The sequence below is a fragment of the Methylopila sp. 73B genome, from assembly GCF_000526315.1.
Lineage (GTDB): Bacteria > Pseudomonadota > Alphaproteobacteria > Rhizobiales > Methylopilaceae > Methylopila.
The window spans coordinates 2,617,453-2,636,645 of the sequence record NZ_JAFV01000001.1 but is presented as its reverse complement, the minus strand read 5'-3'; the positions used below and the strand labels follow the sequence as shown (position 1 = coordinate 2,636,645).

Annotated in this window: 19 protein-coding genes; 12 read left to right on the top strand and 7 right to left on the bottom strand. The window is 71.0% G+C overall.

Going from position 1 to position 19,193, the window contains the following annotated elements:
* Positions 1 to 27: 27 nt before the first annotated feature.
* Entirely contained in the window at positions 28 to 234 is a 207-nt protein-coding gene (locus tag K244_RS0112725) for a DUF1737 domain-containing protein (protein ID WP_020186655.1), read from the top strand.
* Here K244_RS0112725 and K244_RS0112720 read toward each other — a convergent pair.
* Positions 215 to 958 (bottom strand): hypothetical protein, encoded by a 744-nt coding sequence (locus K244_RS0112720; protein WP_020186654.1) that lies wholly within the window; start codon positions 956 to 958, stop codon positions 215 to 217. The two genes, K244_RS0112725 and K244_RS0112720, sit on opposite strands and share 20 nt — an antisense overlap.
* A 194-nt stretch (positions 959 to 1,152) precedes the next feature.
* On the opposite strand from K244_RS0112720, the gene K244_RS0112715 reads away from it, so the two are divergent.
* Positions 1,153 to 2,232, top strand: a complete 1,080-nt coding sequence (locus K244_RS0112715; RefSeq protein WP_346430350.1) for a MaoC family dehydratase — start codon at positions 1,153 to 1,155, stop codon at positions 2,230 to 2,232.
* 184 nt (positions 2,233 to 2,416) lie between these two features.
* On the opposite strand, the gene argE is transcribed toward K244_RS0112715, so the two are convergent.
* On the bottom strand, positions 2,417 to 3,574 hold the full coding sequence (gene argE / locus K244_RS0112710; protein ID WP_020186652.1) for an acetylornithine deacetylase: 1,158 nt from the start codon (positions 3,572 to 3,574) through the stop codon (positions 2,417 to 2,419).
* 151 nt (positions 3,575 to 3,725) lie between these two features.
* On the opposite strand from argE, the gene K244_RS0112705 reads away from it, so the two are divergent.
* From K244_RS0112705 to K244_RS0112685, 5 genes are all read left to right on the top strand, one after another.
* Positions 3,726 to 3,944: a DUF2945 domain-containing protein gene (locus K244_RS0112705; RefSeq protein ID WP_020186651.1), complete on the top strand. Its 219-nt coding sequence runs from the start codon at positions 3,726 to 3,728 to the stop codon at positions 3,942 to 3,944.
* Complete coding sequence (locus K244_RS0112700; protein WP_020186650.1) at positions 3,944 to 4,270, top strand: hypothetical protein; 327 nt, start codon at positions 3,944 to 3,946, stop codon at positions 4,268 to 4,270. Before K244_RS0112705 ends, K244_RS0112700 begins: the two co-directional genes overlap by 1 nt.
* 114 nt (positions 4,271 to 4,384) lie before the next feature.
* Positions 4,385 to 6,775 (top strand): mechanosensitive ion channel domain-containing protein, encoded by a 2,391-nt coding sequence (locus K244_RS0112695; protein WP_020186649.1) that lies wholly within the window; start codon positions 4,385 to 4,387, stop codon positions 6,773 to 6,775.
* A 141-nt stretch (positions 6,776 to 6,916) separates the two neighbouring features.
* A complete protein-coding gene (locus tag K244_RS21960; RefSeq protein WP_020186648.1) occupies positions 6,917 to 9,418 on the top strand; it encodes a response regulator in 2,502 nt (833 codons plus the stop codon).
* Positions 9,419 to 9,425: 7 nt separating this feature from the next.
* A complete protein-coding gene (locus K244_RS0112685) occupies positions 9,426 to 10,166 on the top strand; it encodes a methyltransferase domain-containing protein (RefSeq protein WP_020186647.1) in 741 nt (246 codons plus the stop codon).
* Between the two features lie 188 nt (positions 10,167 to 10,354).
* On the opposite strand, the gene metW is transcribed toward K244_RS0112685, so the two are convergent.
* Positions 10,355 to 11,020: a methionine biosynthesis protein MetW gene (gene metW, locus K244_RS0112680; RefSeq protein ID WP_020186646.1), complete on the bottom strand. Its 666-nt coding sequence runs from the start codon at positions 11,018 to 11,020 to the stop codon at positions 10,355 to 10,357.
* A 159-nt stretch (positions 11,021 to 11,179) separates the two neighbouring features.
* Between metW and K244_RS0112675 the strand changes: the two genes are divergently transcribed.
* From K244_RS0112675 to K244_RS0112665, 3 genes are all read left to right on the top strand, one after another.
* Positions 11,180 to 12,322, top strand: a complete 1,143-nt coding sequence (locus tag K244_RS0112675; protein ID WP_020186645.1) for a hypothetical protein — start codon at positions 11,180 to 11,182, stop codon at positions 12,320 to 12,322.
* A 141-nt stretch (positions 12,323 to 12,463) separates the two neighbouring features.
* Positions 12,464 to 13,591: an HD domain-containing phosphohydrolase gene (locus tag K244_RS0112670; protein ID WP_245259764.1), complete on the top strand. Its 1,128-nt coding sequence runs from the start codon at positions 12,464 to 12,466 to the stop codon at positions 13,589 to 13,591.
* 350 nt (positions 13,592 to 13,941) lie between these two features.
* Complete coding sequence (locus tag K244_RS0112665; RefSeq protein ID WP_020186643.1) at positions 13,942 to 14,244, top strand: hypothetical protein; 303 nt, start codon at positions 13,942 to 13,944, stop codon at positions 14,242 to 14,244.
* A 112-nt stretch (positions 14,245 to 14,356) separates the two neighbouring features.
* Here the strand turns inward: K244_RS0112665 and K244_RS0112660 are convergent, their stop codons facing one another.
* Positions 14,357 to 15,817: a sodium:proton antiporter gene (locus K244_RS0112660; protein ID WP_020186642.1), complete on the bottom strand. Its 1,461-nt coding sequence runs from the start codon at positions 15,815 to 15,817 to the stop codon at positions 14,357 to 14,359.
* 174 nt (positions 15,818 to 15,991) lie between these two features.
* Between K244_RS0112660 and K244_RS0112655 the strand changes: the two genes are divergently transcribed.
* Both K244_RS0112655 and lysM read left to right on the top strand, forming a co-directional pair.
* Positions 15,992 to 16,780 (top strand): class II glutamine amidotransferase, encoded by a 789-nt coding sequence (locus K244_RS0112655; protein ID WP_020186641.1) that lies wholly within the window; start codon positions 15,992 to 15,994, stop codon positions 16,778 to 16,780.
* An 83-nt stretch (positions 16,781 to 16,863) separates the two neighbouring features.
* A complete protein-coding gene (gene lysM, locus K244_RS0112650) occupies positions 16,864 to 17,298 on the top strand; it encodes a peptidoglycan-binding protein LysM (RefSeq protein WP_020186640.1) in 435 nt (144 codons plus the stop codon).
* Positions 17,299 to 17,312: 14 nt separating this feature from the next.
* Here lysM and K244_RS0112645 read toward each other — a convergent pair whose 3' ends face one another.
* From K244_RS0112645 to K244_RS0112630, 3 genes are all read right to left on the bottom strand, one after another.
* Positions 17,313 to 17,807 carry a hypothetical protein gene (locus tag K244_RS0112645; protein ID WP_020186639.1) on the bottom strand — a complete coding sequence of 165 codons (495 nt, stop codon included), beginning with the start codon at positions 17,805 to 17,807 and terminating at the stop codon, positions 17,313 to 17,315.
* A gap of 191 nt (positions 17,808 to 17,998) precedes the next feature.
* Entirely contained in the window at positions 17,999 to 18,637 is a 639-nt protein-coding gene (locus K244_RS0112635; RefSeq protein WP_020186637.1) for an NrsF family protein, read from the bottom strand.
* Complete coding sequence (locus tag K244_RS0112630; protein ID WP_020186636.1) at positions 18,634 to 19,182, bottom strand: sigma-70 family RNA polymerase sigma factor; 549 nt, start codon at positions 19,180 to 19,182, stop codon at positions 18,634 to 18,636. The genes K244_RS0112635 and K244_RS0112630 overlap by 4 nt, the downstream gene beginning before the upstream one ends.
* Between the last annotated feature and the right edge of the window lie 11 nt (positions 19,183 to 19,193).

The window sequence follows — 19,193 nt, the reverse complement described above, 5'->3', positions numbered from 1 at the left end:
GCGCTCAACTCGTCCCGTCAGGCTCCCATGAAACTCTATCGCTTCCTCACCGGCCCCGACGACGCGGCCTTCTGCCGGCGCGTCTCCGCCGCGCTCAACAAGGGCTGGGCGCTGCAGGGCGATCCGTCGCTGACCTTCGATCCGGTCAAGGGAACCGTGATCTGCGGCCAGGCGGTCGTGAAGGAGGTTGCGGACGTCGAGTGGTCGGACGAGATCAAGCTGTCCGATTGGTGACGAGGGCGAGCGCCGGCCGCCGCGGCGGCGTGCGCTCCTCGGGGGCTCCCCCCTCGATCGCGATCAGCGCCGGGCGGCGCTGCGGGGCCGACGGTCCCCTCAGCACGGTCTCTGCGCGAAGCATCAGGCCGGTGGCCTCCTCTCCGGCCCCGCTCGCCTCCAGCGTGGCGGCGAGACGGAGGCAGCTCTGGGCGAGCTCGGTCGCAAGCGTCGCGAGCGACGGCGCGTGGATCGCCACCAGGTCGAGCGCGGCCGTGGCCGCGGCCCCCGCCGCCGCGATCTGGCGCGGATCGCCCGTCACCTCCGGCGCCTCGCCGGCCTCGAGGGCGGCGCGGGCCATGCGGGTCCAGCCTTCGCCGTAGGCGCGCAGCAGGCAGCGCTGCTCGCAGGCGCGGGCGATGAGCAGCAGCCGCGCCACGTCGTCGGGCTGATCGGCGAGGTCGATGCTGAGAATTGCGACGCCGCGCACCAGCGCCTCCTCAGCCTCGTGCAGCGGCTCGGGCGAGCCGTCCGCCGTCCAGTCGAAGGCGAAGCGCAGGTAGCTCGCCGCGAGCGGCGCGTTCCAGTCGGCGCGGCGGCCTTCGGTCGCGCGCAGCGCCTCCCACTCGCGCCAGGCGTCGCCGAAGCGGCCGGCCCGCTCGAAGGTCAGCGCGCGGCGCGCCCTGGCGGCGACGTCATAGGTCGCAGCGACCGCGATCTGTTCCCGAGCATCGGTCAGCGACATCCGCCCCTCCTGCAAAATCCCTCGGCCGGGGGGCGTCGTCGCCGACGTCCGCTGGCCATGGCCGGAAGATGGCACGCCGGGCTTGAAGGCGGGGTGAAGCGGCACGGTTGGAATCGCGCTATCCTGTTCACTCTCCGGAAACACACGCGGAAGACGAATGTCGATGTCGCCCGCCGCGGCGCAACGTGGCAGATGTGCGCTGCGAAAAAACCCAAACGGAGCGACGCGGCATGGCCGGAGCGGGACGGTTCTTCGAAGACTTCATCGTCGGCGACGTCATCCGCCACGCCACGCCCCGCACCGTCACGCTCGGCGACCTCGCGCTCAACCAGGCGCTCTACGGCAACCGCTACGTCGTCCAGTCGTCCGACGCCTTCGCCCAAGGGCTGGGCTATCCCCGCTCCCCGGTGGACGATCTCGTCACCTTCCATGTGGTGTTCGGCAAGACCGTGCCGGACGTCTCGCTCAACGCCTTCGCGAACCTCGGCTACGCCGCCGGCCGCTTCCTGACGCCGGTCTATCCCGGCGACACGCTGTCCTCGACCTCGCAGGTCATCGGCGTGCGCCCGACCTCGAAGGGCGACGCCGGCGTGGTGTGGGTGCGGACGCGGGGGTCGCGCGCCGACGGCGAGCTGGTGCTCGAGTACGTCCGCTGGGTGCTGGTGCAGGTCCAGGGCGGGCGGTCGATCCAGGACGCCGTCGTGCCCGACCTTCCCGCGGTGGTGGACCCCGCCGGGATCGGCGGCGCCTGCCCGCGCGTCGATCTCTCGGCCTGGGACGACGCGCTCTCGGGAAGCCCCCGCCGCTTCGACGACTATGCGGTCGGCGAGCGGATCGACCACGTCGACGGCATGACGGTGGAGGAGGCCGAGCACCAACTCGCCACCCGCCTCTGGCAGAACACCGCGCGGGTGCACTTCGACAACCACGCGCAGAAGGCCTCGAAGATCGGCCGCCGGCTGGTCTATGGCGGCCACGTCATCAGCCTCGCGCGCGGGCTCATGTACAACGGGCTGGAGAACGCCTTCCACGTCGCCGCGATCAATGGCGGCCGGCATGTCGCGCCGATCTTCGCGGGCGACACGCTCTACGCTTGGTCGGAAATCCTCGACAAGCAGACGCTGCCCGGTCGCGACGACGTCGGCGCCCTGCGCGTCCGCCTCGTCGGCCTGAAGAATGACGCGCCGGGCGCCTTCCCGCTCAAGACCGAGGACGGCAAGGACCACCCGGCGGTGGTGCTCGACCTCGATCTGTGGGTGCTGCTGCCGCGCTGAGGCGCGGCTCGAAGCCGAGGGGCGTTCGCCCCATCCACGCCGTCGTGGTCCGGCTTGACCGGACCATCCATGCCTGACGTCGATCGCGCGAATTGAGGTGGGTCCTCCGGTCGAGCCGGAGGACGACGGAGAGCGTGTCTCCGCCAGCATTCTTTCTCGCCCACCAGCGAGGCGGGCGGTGCTCTCACGCCGCGCAGTGCGCGATCAGCTTGCGGACGAAGTTCTCGCAGGCGGCGAGCTGGGCCTCGGTCACGAACTCGTCGGCCTTGTGCGCCTCGCCGATCGAGCCGGGGCCGCAGATGACGGTGGGGATCCCGGCCATCTCCACGAACAGCCCCGCCTCCGTGCCATAGGCGACCTTGGCGTGGTCGTTGCGGCCGGCGAGGCGCTTCGCCAGAGTGACGATCTCGGCCTCGGGCGCGGTCGAAAGGCCGGGAAACTCCGACTTGATCCGCAGGTCCAGCGAGGCGCGGGGGTCCCGGGCCTTCATCTCGGCCTCGATGGCTTCCGCGACGCCGCGGATCTCGGCGACCAGCGCGTCGGGGTCTTCGGTCGGCAGCACCCGGAACTCGAACTCCGTCGTCGCCTCGTCCGGCACGATGTTGAGGGCGGTGCCGCCGTGGAAGACGCCGACGTGGGCGGTGGTGTGCGGCACGTCGTAGAGCTCGTCCCGGGCGCCTGAGGCGGCCAGGCGCTTGCCGATCGCGGTCGTCGCCGTCACCAGCTCCGCGAGGTGCTCGACCGCGTTGACGAACTCCGGCGCGCGGGAGGAGTGGCCGCCTGTGCCCTTCGCCGTCGCGATCAGCGAGCGCTTGGCCTTGTGGCCGATGACGACCTGCATGTCGGTCGGCTCGCCGACGATGCAGCCGAGCGGCTTCACCGGGCGGGCCGCCAGCACGTCCAGCAGGCCGCGCACGCCGAGGCAGCCGACCTCCTCGTCGTAGGAAAAGGCGAAATGGATCGGGGTCTTCAGATCGACCGCCGTCATCTCCGGCGCAAGCGCGAGGCAGACCGCCAGGAAGCCCTTCATGTCGCAGGCGCCGCGGCCGTAGAGCTTGCCGTCGCGGCGGGCCAGCGCGAAGGGGTCGGAGGCCCAGACCTGGCCGTCCACCGGCACCACGTCCGTGTGCCCCGACAGCACGATTCCGGGGCGGTCGGCGGGCCCGATGGTCGCGAACAGGTTGGCCTTGCCGCCGTGCGTGTCCGTCACGCGCTCATGAGCGATCCCGAGGCCGTCGAGATAGGCCTCCACGTGCTCGATCAGCGCGAGGTTCGAATTGCGGCTCGTGGTGTCGAAGGCGACAAGCCGGGCGAGCAGGTCGCGGGTTGCGTCCGAGGCCATGGGTCTCCGTCGGGGGTCAGGGAGAGGCGGTCGGACCTTACGGCCTTTGCACGACGATCAGAAGGCCTCGTCGACCCGAAGGCCGCCCGGAACGGGCCGCGCCGCCGCGGCGTTTCTGCGCCGGCGACATCGAGGCAGGACGAGGCGAGGGATGACGAAGGCTTACGCCGTGGGCGCGAAGGTGTCGTGGAGCTGGGGGCAGGGGCAGGCCGCCGGCAAGGTGGCGGACGTTTTCCAGAAGCGGGTCCAGCGGACGATCAAGGGCGCGAAGATCGTCCGTCGCGCGACCGTGGACAATCCGGCCTACCTCGTGGAGCAGGAGGACGGGGGGAAGGCGCTGAAGTCACATTCGGAGCTGGAGAAGGCGTGATGGCGGACGTCGATCTGACGCCCACGAAGGCCGTGGCGGACGCCGCTGCCAAGGGCCTTGAGCTCCGGAAGGCGCACAAGCGCGGCGGCACGCAGGTTGGCGTCGCCCGCGCGCGCGACCTCTCGGCGCGGAAGTCGCTGAGCGAAGAGACCGTCCAGCGGATGTTCAGCTACTTCGCCCGCCACAAGGTTGACAAGCGCGCCGCGAACTTCGGCGACGACGACAACCCCTCGGCCGGCTATGTGGCCTGGCTGCTGTGGGGCGGGGACGCTGGCAAGGCATGGGCCGAGGCGGTCCGTAAGAAGCTCAAGGCCCAAGGCGGGTGAGGATCGGGCCCTGACGGACGATCGCAGACCATCGGCCACCTGTGCGGCGCGAGGCCGCGGCCTAGTTCCGGGCGCCCGACCGCGCCAGCGGCCTTAGAGCCTTTAGCCCCTTTGATGAACCTTCGCCGTCTCGCCGCCGTCGTTCCGCTGATCCTTATCGCTTTCGCGGCGTTCGCGTCATCGCCCGCCGACGCCCAGACGCCGACCGACGCGGCGCCGACCGCCGCGCGACCGGCCGATGAAGTTCGCACGACGGGGCCTGACGTCGACGCGCTTATCCGCGTGCTCGAAGACGACAAGGCGCGAGGGGAGTTGATCGGCCGGCTGAAGGCCGCAGCCACGCCGCAGCAGCAGCCGGCGGGGCCGACCGTCGAGACCAAGGCCTCCGGCGGCGACACGCCGAGCGCGCCGGCGACCGAGGCCGCCGCCGTCGACGCCGCGAAATCCGCCGAGGGCACGCCGGAGCCGACCTTCGCGCGCCGCGTCGCGGAGTACACCCGCAGCGTGGCCGAGCAGGCCGCGAACCTCGTCGGCGCCAGCGCGCGCCTCGTCAGCGACCTCTCGTCGATCGTCACCGCCGGCGGCGATGGGATCGAGGCCAACTGGGGCCGCCTGATCGCGGTCGCCGCAACGATCGGCGTCACCTTCGGCGCGTTCCTTGCGATGCGCGCCGCCGGCATCCCGTTTTACCGCTGGATCGGACGCAAGGCCGCGACGGGGCGGCTCGCGGTGCATGTCCCGCTCGTTCTCGCGAGCCTGGTGGTCGACGCGCTGATGGTCGCGGTCGCCTGGGCCGGCGGCTACGTCTTCGCCATCCAGTTCGGCGTCACCGGCGTGATGCACATCCAGGAGGCGCTCTACCTCAACGCCTTCCTGTTCATCGAGCTCGCCAAGGTGGCGATGCGCGCCGCCCTGTCGCCGAACTACGGCTCGCTGCGCGCATTGCCGCTGTCGGACGAGGCGGCCGCCTACTGGTACTTCTGGGGCAGTCGGCTCGTCAGCCTCCTGGGCTACACGTTCCTGTTCGTGGCGCCGATCCTCACCGCCGCGGTCTCGCCCGGCGCGGCGCAGGCCGTGCGCGTCGTCGTCGCCTTCACCGCGCTGATGATGTCGCTCGCGATCGTGCTGCAGAACCGGGAGCGGGTCCGGCTCGCGCTCGCGGGCGGCGCCGAGGCGGCGTCGAGCGACGCGCTTTCGGCGCTCTACGGCTTTCTCGCGCGCTTCTGGCACCTCGCGGCGATCGGCTGGCTGCTGGCGCTGTTCGTGGTCTGGCTGGTCAACCCGCAGGAGGCGCTGCCCTTCATGACCGCGGCGACGCTGCAGACGCTCGCCGCGGTCGCGATCGGCGCGCTTGTCTCAGCCTTCATCTCGCGGGTGATCTCCGGCGGCATGCGCCTGCCGGAGGACGTGCGGAACCGGCTGCCGTTGCTCGAGACGCGGCTCAACGCCTTCGTGCCGGCGATCCTGAAGGTGGTTCGCGTCGTGGTGCTGCTGGCCGTGCTGCTGGCGATCGCGCAGAGCTGGGCGCTGCTCGACTTCGCCGGCTGGATCTCCAGCCAGGCCGGCGCGCGGATCGCGACCTCGGTCATCTCCGCCGGCCTGATCCTGCTGGTCGGCCTCGCCGCCTATCTCGCGATGTCGTCTTGGGTCGAGTACCGGCTGAATCCAAACTACGGCGCGGTGCCGACCGCGCGCGAGAAGACGCTGCTTGCGCTGTTCCGCAACGCCTTCACCATCGTGCTGGTGGTGCTGGTCGCGATGCTGGCGCTGTCGGAGATCGGCGTGAACATCGCGCCGCTGCTGGCCGGCGCCGGCGTGCTCGGCCTCGCCATCGGCTTCGGCGCCCAGAAGCTGGTGCAGGACATCATCACCGGCGCGTTCATCCAGTTCGAGAACGCGATGAACACCGGCGACAACGTCAAGATCGCCGGGATCACCGGGACGGTCGAGCACCTGACGATCCGTTCGGTCGGCGTCCGCTCCATCGACGGCGTCTACCACCTCATCCCGTTCTCGTCCGTCGACAGCGTCTCGAACGCCACCAAGATCTTCAGCTACCACATGGCCCAGATCGGGGTGGCCTACCGCGAGAGCATTCCCGAGGTGAAGGAGGCGATGCAGGAGGCCTTCGACCGGCTGAAGGAGACCGAGCACGGCCCGGCGATCATCGGGCCGTTCGAGATGCATGGGCTCACCGTGTTCGGCGACAGCGCGATCACCGTGCGCGCCCGCATCAAGACCCAGCCCGGCAAGCAGTGGGCGGCGGGCCGCGCCTACAACGAGATCGTGAAGGAGATCTTCGACGCGCGCGGCATCGAGATGCCGTTCCCGCACGTCACGCTCTACATGGGCGAGGACAAGGACGGCGAGGCCCCGCCGCTGCGGCTCGCGGGCGAGATCGCGCAGCGGCGCATGCCCGCGCGCCGCGTCGCGGAGCGGCGGCCCGACCAGCCGCGCACGCAGGACGGGCCGCCCGAGGACGGCGCCGACGCGCCCTTCGCCTGACAGATAGTCATCCGTTCACCTACACGTCACGGGGGTGTCGACACGCCGCCCGGCTTTCGTGCTAGCGTTTTGACGGGGCTGGTCCGCTCGCGGAAATCAGCGGGCCCTCCAGCCAGCGTCGCACAGCGCGGATGCCGTTCGATGACCGTCGTGAGCTCCCTCATCCTGCCGCCTGTTCACGTGTCGCGAGACCCCGAGTCCGCGGCGGGCGGGAGCGTGGAGGCGGAGCTGCGCCGCAAGCTCGCGGAGAGCGAAGCGCGCTTCGCCGCCCTCGCCGAGGCCATGCCGCACATGGTGTGGTCGACGGACGCGGAGGGCGTCGCCGACTATTACAATTCGTGCTGGCACGACTACACCGGCATGCCGGTCCACCGAGACGGCCGCAATGTGTGGACCGACTACGTCCATCCCGACGACGTTAAGCTGGCTGAGGACGCGTGGCGCCGGAGCCTCGCCAGCGGCGAGCCTTATTCCGTCGAGTACCGGCTGCGCCGGGCGGGCGACGGCTCCTGGCGCTGGTTCCTCGGCCGCGCGCGCGCGGTCCGCGGCGCCGACGGCGCGATCGCGCGCTGGTTCGGCGCCTCCACCGACATCGACGACGTGGTGCGCGCCCGGGAGGAGCTCGCCGGCCGCCGGCGCGAGCTTGAACGGCTCGCCGCGGACCGCGCGGCCGACCTCGTCGACGCCGAGCGCCGGCTCGAGGTCGAGATCGCGGGCCGGCGCTCGATCGAGAGCGAGCGCGCCGAGGTGGACGCGCTCTACGCCGCCTACATCGACAACACCACCGACGGCGTCTTCGTCGTCGAGGCCCGGCCCGACGGCCGGGTGGTGGTGGAGACGGTGAACCGGGTGATCGCGCGGGCCTTCTCGATCCGGCGCGACCAGGTGCGGGGGCTGTCGCTGCGCCACCTGCTGGGCGACGCGGCGGCCGACCGGCTGGCGGAGAACCTCGCGGAGTGCCTGCGCACGAACAAGCCGGTGCGCTACGAGGAGACCGTCGAGCGCGACGGCGGCGAGCGGGTCTACGAGGTGACGCTGGCGCCGGTCACGATCGGGCCGGCGCGCTCCACGCGCATCGTCGGCTCCGCGCGCGACCTGACCGAGCGCCGCCGCGCCGAGCAGCAGCTCCGTCAGGCGCAGAAGATGGAGGCGGTCGGCCAGCTGACTGGCGGCATCGCCCACGACTTCAACAACCTGCTGCAGGTGGTGAAGGGCAACCTCGACCTGCTGGCGCTGGACCTCGCCGGTCCCGCCGCCGCGCTGCGCACGCCGCAGATCGAACGTCGGCTGAAGGACGCCATGGCGGGGGCCGCGCGGGGCGCGAAGCTAACGCGGCAGCTGCTCGCCTTCTCCCGCCGCCAGCCGCTCGCGCCCAAGGCCGTGGCGGTCGCCGAGCTCGTCGCCTCCATGCTGGACCTGCTGCAGCGCACGCTCGGCGAGACCGTCATCGTCCGCCTCGACGTCGCCCCGCCGCACTGGACGGCGCTGGTTGATCCCGCCCAGCTCGAGAACGCGGTGCTCAACCTCGCGATCAACGCGCGCGACGCCATGCCCGGCGGAGGAACGCTCGACATCGCCGTGCGCAACCTGATGGACCCGGTCGACGGCGACCGGCTGGAGATCCGCGTCGCCGACAGCGGCACGGGCATGGACGCCCGCACGCTGTCGCGCGTGTTCGAGCCGTTCTTCTCCACCAAGCCGGAGGGCAAGGGCACCGGCCTCGGCCTGCCCCAGGTGCAGGGCTTCATCGAGCAGTCCAGCGGCCGCATCGAGATCGAGAGCCAGCCCGGCGCCGGCACCACCGTGCGCCTGAGCCTGCCGCGCAGCGACGCCGCGCCGGTCGCGGCGGAGGAGACGCCGCGGCTCGCGGACATGCGCGGCCGCGGCGAGAGCATTCTGGTGGTCGAGGACGACGACGCGGTGCGCCGGGCGGTCGCCGATCTGCTGGCCGCCCTCGGCTACGCCGTCACCGCGGCGGGCTCCACCCGCGAGGCGGCAGCGCTGCTCGATCGCGGCGAGCGGTTCCAGCTGCTGTTGTCCGACGTGGTGATGCCCGGCCAGCCGACCCCGCCCGAACTTGCGCGCGAGGCGCAGACGGCGCGTCCGGAGCTCAAGGTGCTGTTCATGTCGGGCTACGCCGAGGACGTCGTCGTCCACCACGGCCGCATCGACGCCGACGTCCACCTCATCCAGAAGCCCTACCGCCAGGATGAGCTGGCCGTGCGCCTGCGCCGCCTGCTGGACGCATCCGCTCCCCCGCCGGAGCCGCGCGCCGTCCGGGCGGGGCCGGTTACGGTGCTGCTGGTGGAGGACGACGCGCTCATCGCCATGGGGGTCGCCGATCTGCTCGCGAGCTTCGGCCATACGGTGATCGAGGCGCGGACCGCCGCCGACGCCCAGGCGGTCATTCGCGAGGGCAGGCCGGTCGATCTCGTGCTGGCGGACCTCGGCCTTCCCGACATGGACGGCGACGCGCTGGCCCGCTGGTGCCGCGACGAGCGCCCAAACCTTCCCGTCGTCTTCGCCACCGGCCGGGCGGACTTCGAGCTCGGCGCGGCCTTCGACGACGGGCCGACGCAGGTGGTCACCAAGCCCTTCGACGGGCTGACGCTGCGCGCCGCCCTCGACGCCTGCCTGGCCTGACGCGCGGATGCCGCTCGACGTCGTCGATCTCCGCGATTTCTACGCCCGGCCGCTCGGCGAGATCGCCCGGCGCATCCTGCGCGGGAAGCTGCGCGCGCGCTGGCCCGCCACCTCCGGCCTGCGCGTGCTCGGCGTCGGCTTCGCGAGCCCCTATCTCGGCGTGTTCCGCGGGGAGGCGGAGCGGCTGCTGGCGCTCTACCCGGCCCAGCAGGGCGTCATCGCCTGGCCGCCCGAACCGCCCCACGCCGCAGCCTTGGTGGAGGCCGACATGTGGCCGCTGCCGGACGCGGCCGTCGACCGGGTGATCGCGATCCACGTGCTCGAGACCAGCGACAGCGCGGCCGACGTGCTGCGCGAGGCCTGGCGCTGCCTCGCGCCCGGCGGGCGGCTGATCGTGGTGGCGCCCAACCGACGCGGCGCCTGGGCGCAGAGCGACGCCACCCCCTTCGGCCACGGCCGGCCGTTCAGCCGCAGCCAGCTGACCGATCTGCTGCGCGAGGCGCTGTTCACGCCGGAAGGCTGGGACGAGGCGCTGTTCATGCCGCCGGTCGAGCGGGGCCTGATGCTGCGCTCCGCCTTCGCCTTCGAGCGCTTCGGCGCGCGGCTGTGGGCGCCGTTCGCGGGCGTGCATCTGGTGGAGGCGACCAAGCAGGTGATGCGTCCGCTTCCCGCCCGCTCGACGCGCCGGGTCAAGATGGCGCCGGCGCTCTCACCCGCTCCCGTCGGCGTTCCGGCCCCTGCGCCGTAGGGGCGCCGCCGCGCATCTTCTCCCCTCCCCCTTGCGGGGAGGGGTCGGTGGCGGGGGTGGTCCCGGATGAGCCCCCACGGCGACGCCGCGCTCCGGTGCGCACCTCGGCCTAGGAGCTGTTTTCTGCGCCACCCCCACCCCTAACCCCTCCCCGCAAGGGGGAGGGGAACCAGGGCGGGGCCTTTCCCTCACTCCCGGCTGAGCAGAAACACCCCTTGCGCGCCGAACAGGTTCCAGAACCACCACGGCGCGTTCACCCGCACGGGGCGTCCCGTGGCGTCGAGCGCGACCGCGCGCTCCATGTGGGCGCCCAGCATCTCCACCAAGTCCACGAAGTCGCGGATGGTGCAGAGGTGGATGTTCGGCGTCTCGTACCAGGCCTCCGGCAGGTTGGCGTTCACCGGCATGCGGCCTTCGGTGAGGAACTGCATGCGGGTGCGCCAGTGGCCGAAGTTCGGGAACGACACCACCGCCCGCCGGCCGATGCGCAGCAGGTCCTCGATCACTTCTTTCGGGCGCCGCGTCGCCTGCAGCGTCTGCGACAGGATCACGTAGTCGAAGGCGTCGTCGGGATAGGCCGCGAGGTCGGCGTCGGCGTCGCCCTGGATCACCGACAGGCCGTGGGCCACGCAGGCGTTCACGCCCGACTGCGACAGCTCGATGCCGCGTCCGTCCACGCCGCGGCGCGCAATCAGCAGGTTCAGCAGCGACCCGTCGCCGCAGCCGACGTCGAGCACGCGCGAGCCCGGCTGCACCATCTCCGTCACCAGCAGATGGTCGGGCCGCGGGGCGGCGGCGAGCGTCTCCGGGGCGACGAGGGGATCGGTCAGCGGTTCGGTCGGGGGGGTGGTCATCACGCTCTTGTTCGACGCGGGGTAGGGCGGGAAGGGTGGACACAGGGCGTCACTGTCCTACACCCCCGATCGGATAATCCATCCTGCTCACGCCGCAAAGCGCGCCGATGCGTTCGCCGTCCCCTCGGCGAGCGCGCCTGCCGGAGACCCCCTCACGTCATGACATCCGTCGCCGCCGCCGCCGAACGTCAGTCCCACGTCGAGCCGAGGACCCCCGTCTCCGCGTGGGCGCCGCCGCTCGTCGGGCTCGCCTTCGTCGCGGCGCTCAAGGTTCTCGGCCTCGACGGCGGCTACGACGGCTCGACGCTCAGCCTCGTGGTTGCGGTCACGCTTATCCCCGTGCTGTTCGGCGCCGTGTTCGCGGCGGTCTACCATGCCGAGCTGATCGCCCACCGCACCGGCGAACCCTTCGGCACGCTGGTGCTCGCCATGTCCGTCACCGTGATGGAGGTGGCGCTGCTCGCCTCCGCGCTGCTCGGCGACGACCCGAACCCCACGCTGACCCGCGACACCATCCTCGCGGTGGTGATGATCGTGGGCAACGGACTGGTCGGCGTCTGCATTCTGCTGGGCGGCCTACGGCACAAGGAGCAGAGCTTCCGCGTGACCGGCGCGAACGCCTATCTCGCGGTGCTGATCCCGCTCTGCGCGCTGTCGCTGGTGCTGCCGAACCACACGGTGGCCGCCCCCGGCGGCGCCTATTCCGCGAGCCAGCTCGCCTTCGCAGGCGCCGCGACCTTCGCGATCTACCTCGCGTTCCTCTACACCCAGACCGTGCGCAACCGGGAGTATTTCGCCGTCGTCATCAAGGACGACGAGGTGGCGGACAAGGCGCACAAGCCGAGCAACCGCGCGACGCTGATTTCCTTCGGCTTTCTCGTCGCGGCGCTGCTGGTGGTGATCCTGCTGTCCAAGACCTTCACGGCGACGGTCGATGTCGGCCTGCGGGCGGCGGGCGCGCCGGCGGCGGTCGCCGGCGTCATCGTCGCCTTCCTGATCCTGCTGCCCGAGTTCAGCGCCGCCGTGCGCGCCGCCCGCGCCGACAAGCTGCAGAAGAGCGTGAACCTCGCGCTCGGCTCCGCCTGCGCCACCATCGGCCTCACCATCCCCGCGATCGCGGCGCTGTCGCTGCTCTACGGCGCGCCGCTGGAACTCGGCCTGGACTCCAAGGACACGGTGCTGCTGCTCGTCACCTTCGCGGTCGCGCTGCTCACCTTCGGCACGGGCCGGACCAACATCCTCTATGGACTGATCCACCTCGTGCTGTTCGCGACGTTCTGCTTCCTGGTGGTGCAGCCGTAACTCCGATCCGCCGGCCGTCGCCCTTCGCCGACCATCGTCGGTAAGCATTCTTCCGGAGGGCGTAGCTCCGTATTCCGACGATCGACTTAAAGTTTCATTATAATCCGGAGACCATCGTCTACCGAAGCGAGCGACAGTTTCGTGTCGGCTTCGCCGCAAATAACCGAGCATGGCATGCCGTCAGGCCGGTGGGTTTGTCGGAGACAAATTGTGTCTAATCCGTCGATCTTCATTCTCACTGACCGCCCGGACAAAGGCCGAAGGCTCAAGCGAGATCTTAGTCTTATCGGGTCCTGCCATGTTGTTGCGCCGCACGCGCCGCCGACGGCGGACGCGCCGCTCGCCATCGTCGCCGATCTCGCGCTCGACAGCGCAGAGGCGGTGGGTATCGTCCGGTCGACGATGCTCCATTCGGGGGGCGGGTCGCCGCCGCTGGTCTGCATCCTCCGCAGTGGATCGCGCCGCGACGACTCCCAGGCGCGCGCGCTCGGCGCCGGTGCGGTCCTTCCGCTCGACGCGCCGCGGAGCTCGCTGATCCGGGCCGTCATCGGCGCCCTGGCCGGCGATGACGCGGACATCCGCGAGATCACCCGCGACGAAGCGCGCGAAGCCGGTCTCGCGCTGGCCGACATCATGGACGCGATTGAAGACGGCCAGCCGATTCCGCTGTCCCGCCTGCCCGAGGGCGCCCGCCACATCACCCGCGCCATCGAGAAGGCCGGCCTTCGGACATGGCTCGACGTGGTGTGGAGCTTCGATGACGCCACCTACCAACATGTCCTGCTGGTGGCGGGCCTTGCGGCCGCCTTCGCCCAGGGCATCGGCTTCGCGCCGCGAGATTGCCGGCGGGTGGCCGAAGCGGCGCTGCTGCATGACGTCGGCAAGATCGGCGTGCCGATCGAAATCCTGAACAAGCCCGGCAAGCTGGACGCCGACGAGATCGAGGTGATGCGCCGGCACGCCCAGAACGGCCACGCGGCGCTGGTCCTCCAGGGCGGCGTCTCCGATGAGGTGCTGGCGGCGGTCCGCAGCCATCACGAGTATCTCGACGGCAGCGGCTATCCCGATGGTCTCTCGGGCAGCCAGATCTCCGACACGGTGCGCATCATCACCATCTGCGACATCTTCGGGGCGCTGGTGGAGAACCGGCCCTACCGGAAGCAGATGGCCGCGGCGGACGCGCTCCGCATCATGCGCGGGATGGGCGGGAAGCTCGACGGCGACATCTTCGCCGCGTTCGAACGGATGATCGAACGGCTGCGCCTCTGAACGCGGCGCCTCTGTCTCGCGACGCAAGTAACAGCAGGCTCAGCAGCACCAAGCAGGGACCTAGGGCGCAGCCGTAAGGGAGCGCGGGCGCTCGACGTCGTCGCCGGTCAGGCCGAAAACCGGCGCGAAGCGCGATGTCTTGACGTGGCGAAGACGTCGTCCCGATGCGGCCCCTTCGGGTATAAGCGACGTATCGGCGCGCCTACGACTATGTCCCGGGCAAAATCGGGAAGAAGTTCCATTGATAAAGCTTGGCGAGTGTCTGCCCGTTAGGAAGCGGCCGAAAACAGGCGGCAGGGCCCGCGCCCACAGTGGCGGGGGTCACTAACGACACTAGGGAGAATACGCACATGATCAAGAAACTGGTCGCTTTCGCTGCTGTCCTTCTGCTTTCGGCGGCTCCCGCCATCGCAGCCGAGTGGCCGAGCTTCAAGTCGATCGACACGAACGGCAACGGTCAGATCGACAGCGTCGAGTGGCGCAAGAACTCGGCCAACCTCAAGATCGAGCAGGCGCCGACGTTCGAGGCGATGGACGCCAACAGCACCAACTCGATCGACGAGGACGAGTGGGCCGCTGCCGAGAAGCTCTCGCAGAGCTACGCCGCCCGGTGCCGCGAGGCCTCGTCGTCGTGGTGCAGGGACGCCAAGTAAAAACAGCTCCGATGAGCGCCCGAGACCTCGGGCGAGACCTAACGGTCCCGGGCGCCGGTTGGGATGACGGTGTGGTTCAGCGCGTCGAAGAAAACAGCTCCGACGCTCGGTCTCACCACGCGAAGAACAGCAGCGTCAGCAGCACGAAGCAGGGCCCCAGGACGCCCCAGGACCACGCCATGTAGCCGAAGAAGCTTGGCATCGCGACGCCGCGGTTCTTCGCGATGGCGAGCACCATGAAGTTCGGGGCGTTGCCGATGTAGGTGAGGGCGCCCATGAACACCGCGCCGCCGGAGATCGCCGCGAGCGTCGAGGCGAGCGGCCCCATCAGCTCCTGCGCGTCGCCGCCGGCGAGGTTGAAGAACACGAGGTAGGTCGGGGCGTTGTCGAGCACGCTCGACAGGATGCCCGTGAGCCAGAAATAGGTGGCGTCGCTGGGGCTCCCGTCCGCCCGCGAGACCAGCGCGACCAGCGGCGCGGCGGCGCCCTCCGTCCCGGCCTTCAGGATCAGCAGGGCCGGGATCAGCGTCGCGAAGATCGCGGCGAAGATCTTGGCGACCTCGCGGATCGGCTCCCAGTCGAAGCCGTTGCGCTCCCTCAAGTCGCGCGGGGTGATGGCCAGCGAGACGAGCGCGAGGCCGACCAGGATGAGGTCGCGCAGCAGCGACTGCAGCGTCACCTTGGTCCCGAACACGTCGAAGATCACGCCGCTGTCCCACAGCCCGCTCATCAGGATGGCCGCGACGACGCCGGCGAGCAGCGGCAGGTTTTGCAGACCGGAGACGCCGATGCGGCTGTCCGGCGTCGGGTCGGGCTTCGGGATGAAGGCCTCGCGGGAGAAGAACCAGCGGTCCAGCAGGTAGAACGCCGGCAGCAGGATCGCGACCAGCACCGCCGTCTCCTTGGCGACGTGGGTGGTCGTCCAAAAGAAGTCGACGCCCTGCAGGAAGCCGAGGAACAGCGGCGGGTCGCCGAGCGGCGTCAGCGAGCCGCCGATGTTCGACACCAGGAAGACGAAGAAGATCACCACGTGGGCGTTGCGCCGGCGCTGGTCGTTCGCGCGCACCAGCGGCCGGATCAGCACCATCGAGGCGCCGGTGGTGCCGATGACGCTCGCGAGCAGGGTCCCGATCGCGAGCAGCGCGGTGTTGAGCGCCGGCGTGCCGTGCAGGTTGCCCGTCACCAGGATGCCGCCGGAGATGGTGAACAGCGAGAACAGCAGCACCACGAACGGCAGGTATTCGCCCAAGGCCGCGTGGACCGTTTCGCTCGCCACCGGCCCCACGCCGTGGACGGCCGCGAACGGGACGAGCAGCGCGAGCGCCCAGCCGGCGGCGATCGTGCCGTAGTGGTGGTGCCAGACGCGGGGGGCCGCGAGCGGCATGACCGCGATCGACAGCAGCAGCCCAACGAGAGGCAGCGTCCAGACCAGCGACAGCGCCTTGCCGTCCACATGGCCGTGGATGACGCTCGCGAGCCAGGGGCTGAGCGCCCAGAGCGCCAGACCGGCGGCGAGGACAAGGGCGAGGACGCCCGCGAGCGGAAGGAGCGGGCGTCGGGGGCGGGCGGTCATGGAAGCGATCGGCCTTGGGTTCGGAGACGCGCGCGGGCTAAGGCCGCCAGCCTCAGACCTACCGTCCGCGGCGCCGCAGGCCAACCATAACCGGGCGCCGCAACCCGCGGTTAACCCGATGTTTACCGCGGGGCGGCCAGCGTTAACCCGTCGTTCACCCTGTTGCGCCCGCCCATGTGCCGCTGGATCGCCTACCGAGGCGCCCCCACCTACCTCGAGACATTCGTCGCGGCGCCCGCGCATTCGCTCATCCACCAGAGCCTGCATGCCGCCGAAGCGGTGACGGGGACCAACGGCGACGGCTTCGGCGTCGGCTGGTACGCCGACCGCGACGAGCCCGGCCTCTACCGCGAAACCCTCCCGGCGTGGTCCGACGAAAACCTCCGCCACCTCTGCCGGCAGATCCGCGCCCGGCTGTTCTTCGCCCATGTGCGGGCCTCCACGGGTCCCGCCACCAGCCGCGCCAATTGCCACCCCTTCGCCTATGGCCGCTGGCTGTTCATGCACAACGGCCAGATCGGCGGCTGGCCGCAGATGCGTCGGACGGTGGAGGGCATGATCCCCGACGCGCTCTACGCCGCCCGCATGGGCGGCACGGACTCCGAGGCGCTGTTTCTGGCGGCCATCGCCGCCGGCGCGGAGAACGATCCCGTCCGCGCCGTCACCGCGACGCTCGAGACGGTGGCCCGCAAGATGCGGGCGAAAGGCGTGACCGAGCCGCTGCGCTTCGCCGCCGCGCTCACCGACGGCCGCGATCTCTACGCCTTCCGCTGGTCCTCCGACGATCGTCCGCCGACGCTCTACTGGAGCGAGAGCGAGGACCGCCTGCTCGTGGCCTCCGAGCCGCTCGACGGCTCGCGCGAGCGGTGGGCGCTGGTGCCGCCGGACCACGCGCTCGTAGCCCCGGCCGGCGCGGCGCCCCGCGTCCAGCCGATGACGTTGCGCGAGAACCGCGCCGCTTGAGCCTGAAGTTTCGGCCTGTTGATCCGCCGCGCCGGCGCTATGTGCCCGCTCGTAACGGCAATCAACAAGTAAGGAGACGGCTTATGGGCGTGTTCGATTTCATCAAGGACGTCGGCGAGAAGCTGTTCGGCGCGAGCGAAGCCGAGGCCGCCCCGGCGGACAAAATCAAGGCTGAGATCGAGAAGCACGGGCTCGACGCGAAGGATCTCAACGTCGCGGTCGAGGGCGACACCGTGAAGATCACCGGCGCCGCGCTGTCGAACGAGATCCGCGAGAAGATCATCCTCGCAGCCGGCAACACCCTCGGCGTCGCCAAGGTCGACGACCAGCTGAAGGTCGACGCGCCGGGCGCGGAGGCCAAGTTCTACACTGTGAAGAAGGGCGACAACCTGTCGAAGATCGCCGAGGCGCAATACGGCAAGGCCAATCGCTACAACGACATCTTCGAAGCCAACAAGCCGATGCTCAAGCACCCCGACAAGATCTATCCGGGACAGGTGCTCCGCATCCCGGCCTGAACGGCCAAGCGGCCTTAGAACGAGGTCGCGAGACGGGCGCCGGCGGGCTTGACGGTCCGGCGGCGCCGCTCCTTCGGCTCTCCGGGCTCGTCCTGCGCCGGGCGGCCCGCCATCTGGCGCAGCGCGCGCCGTTCGGACGAGCTGACGATGCGGCTGCTCTCAAGCGGCGCGTAGCTGCTGGCGTCGCCGATCCGCCCGCCGGTGAAGACGACCACACGGTCCGCCAGGAACAGCACGTCGCCCCGCCGCAGGGTGGGATCCACCAGATGCCAGTCGGGGTTCGCGACCGGATCGATCGTGCGCGCGAGCTGCTCCTGCGGGGTGAGCTGCGGCTTTCGGACGGGCGCTCGGTCAACGCGCGGCGCGGCCGGCGCCACCGGAGCCTCGCGGTACTCCTCGACGGGAGCCGGCGCCCGGCGTCCGAACAGGAAATCCAGGAAGCCCGCCTGCGCCGTTGGCGCGGCGACGCTCGCCGCGACGACCGCAGTCGCCAAGGTGCGATATTTCATAGCTCAGGACGTCCTCCCCGGCGCCGCCCCCGACGCCAGCACGCCAAGAACGTCCGGGAACGCATTTCGTTCGCAGAAAAGCCACGTCGTGGCCGCGAACCTGTTCAGCGGGATCGGCGCCACGCGGTCGCGCGCCATGGCCTGGAGAAGCCGCCGGTCCTTAGCGGGGACCAGCCGCGTCTCAATCCGGGTCACCACCGCAGGGCGCGTTCGCCCGCCGCGGCGCCCAAGGCGCTGACGAGGCCGAGGCCCAGCGGATACCAGGTCGCGACGAACAGCGGGGAATCGTCCACGCAATGGGCGGCGTAGAAGGTCGCGGCGATCGCGCCCGCGCACAGCCCCGCGGCGGCGCCGGCCGCCCGCGGCGAAGCCGGCGCGCCGCGCCGGAGCGCCGCCAGCAGCAGCGCCAGGGGCCCGAGCGCGAGGCCGGTGACGCTCGCCAGGCACAGGAGCGCGTTATGGCCCACGAGCCGCGACGCCCAGGCGTCGCGCGGCGTCGCCACGAGCTCGGCGGCGACGCCGCTCGCGAGCAGGGCGACGGCGACGCCGAGCGCGACCACGCCCGGCCGGAGCGAGGCGCCGGGCCGTGCGAGCCGGAGCGCCAGCACGGCGGCGCCGACGGCGCCGGCCAGCGTGACCGCGAACTTGAAGGGAAAGCGAACCGCGCCCAGCGCCACGGCCGCGTCCGGCCGCACCCCAAGCGTCGCGGCGAACAGCAGGCCTGCGACGACCACGGCGCCCGCGGCGCCGGCGGCGAAGGCCGGCTCCAGCCGCGCGGGCGGCGTCCCGGCGTCCGTGGCGAGGGCGTCAATGAGCGCGCTCGTCTTCACTCGCGGAAACTCCGGTAGGCCGCGGACAGCGCGTTCAGCCCGCGATGAAGCGCGACGCGGACGGCGCCCTCGCTCATGCCGAGCTTCGCGGCGGTGGCGCGGATGTCGGCCCCCTCGACGGTGATCGATCGGACCACGTCGTGCTGGCGGCCTTTGAGCACGGCGAGCAGGCGGTCGGTCTCGCGCGGCGACAGCCCGTCGTCCTCGCCGGGCGCGACGAGCGCCTCAGCCACGTCCTCGATCGGCACCACGATGCGCCGCCCACGGCGGCGCAGGGCGTCGGTGAGCTTGTTCCGCGCGATGGTCGCCACCCAGGGTCCGACCGGCTGGCCGGGGTCCCAGGTTCCACGCTTCAGATGGATGGCGAGCAAAGCCTCCTGCACGACGTCCTCGACCTCAGCCTCGTCGACGCCCGCGCCGGCGCGGCGGCGGACAACCCTGCGGAGGAACGACGCCAACTCCCCGAGCAGGCGGCGATAGGCCTCGGCGTCGCCCGCTCCGGCCGCTTTCATCCACGTCGCCCAGTCCCGCTCACGCTCGTTCACGCAGCATCCTC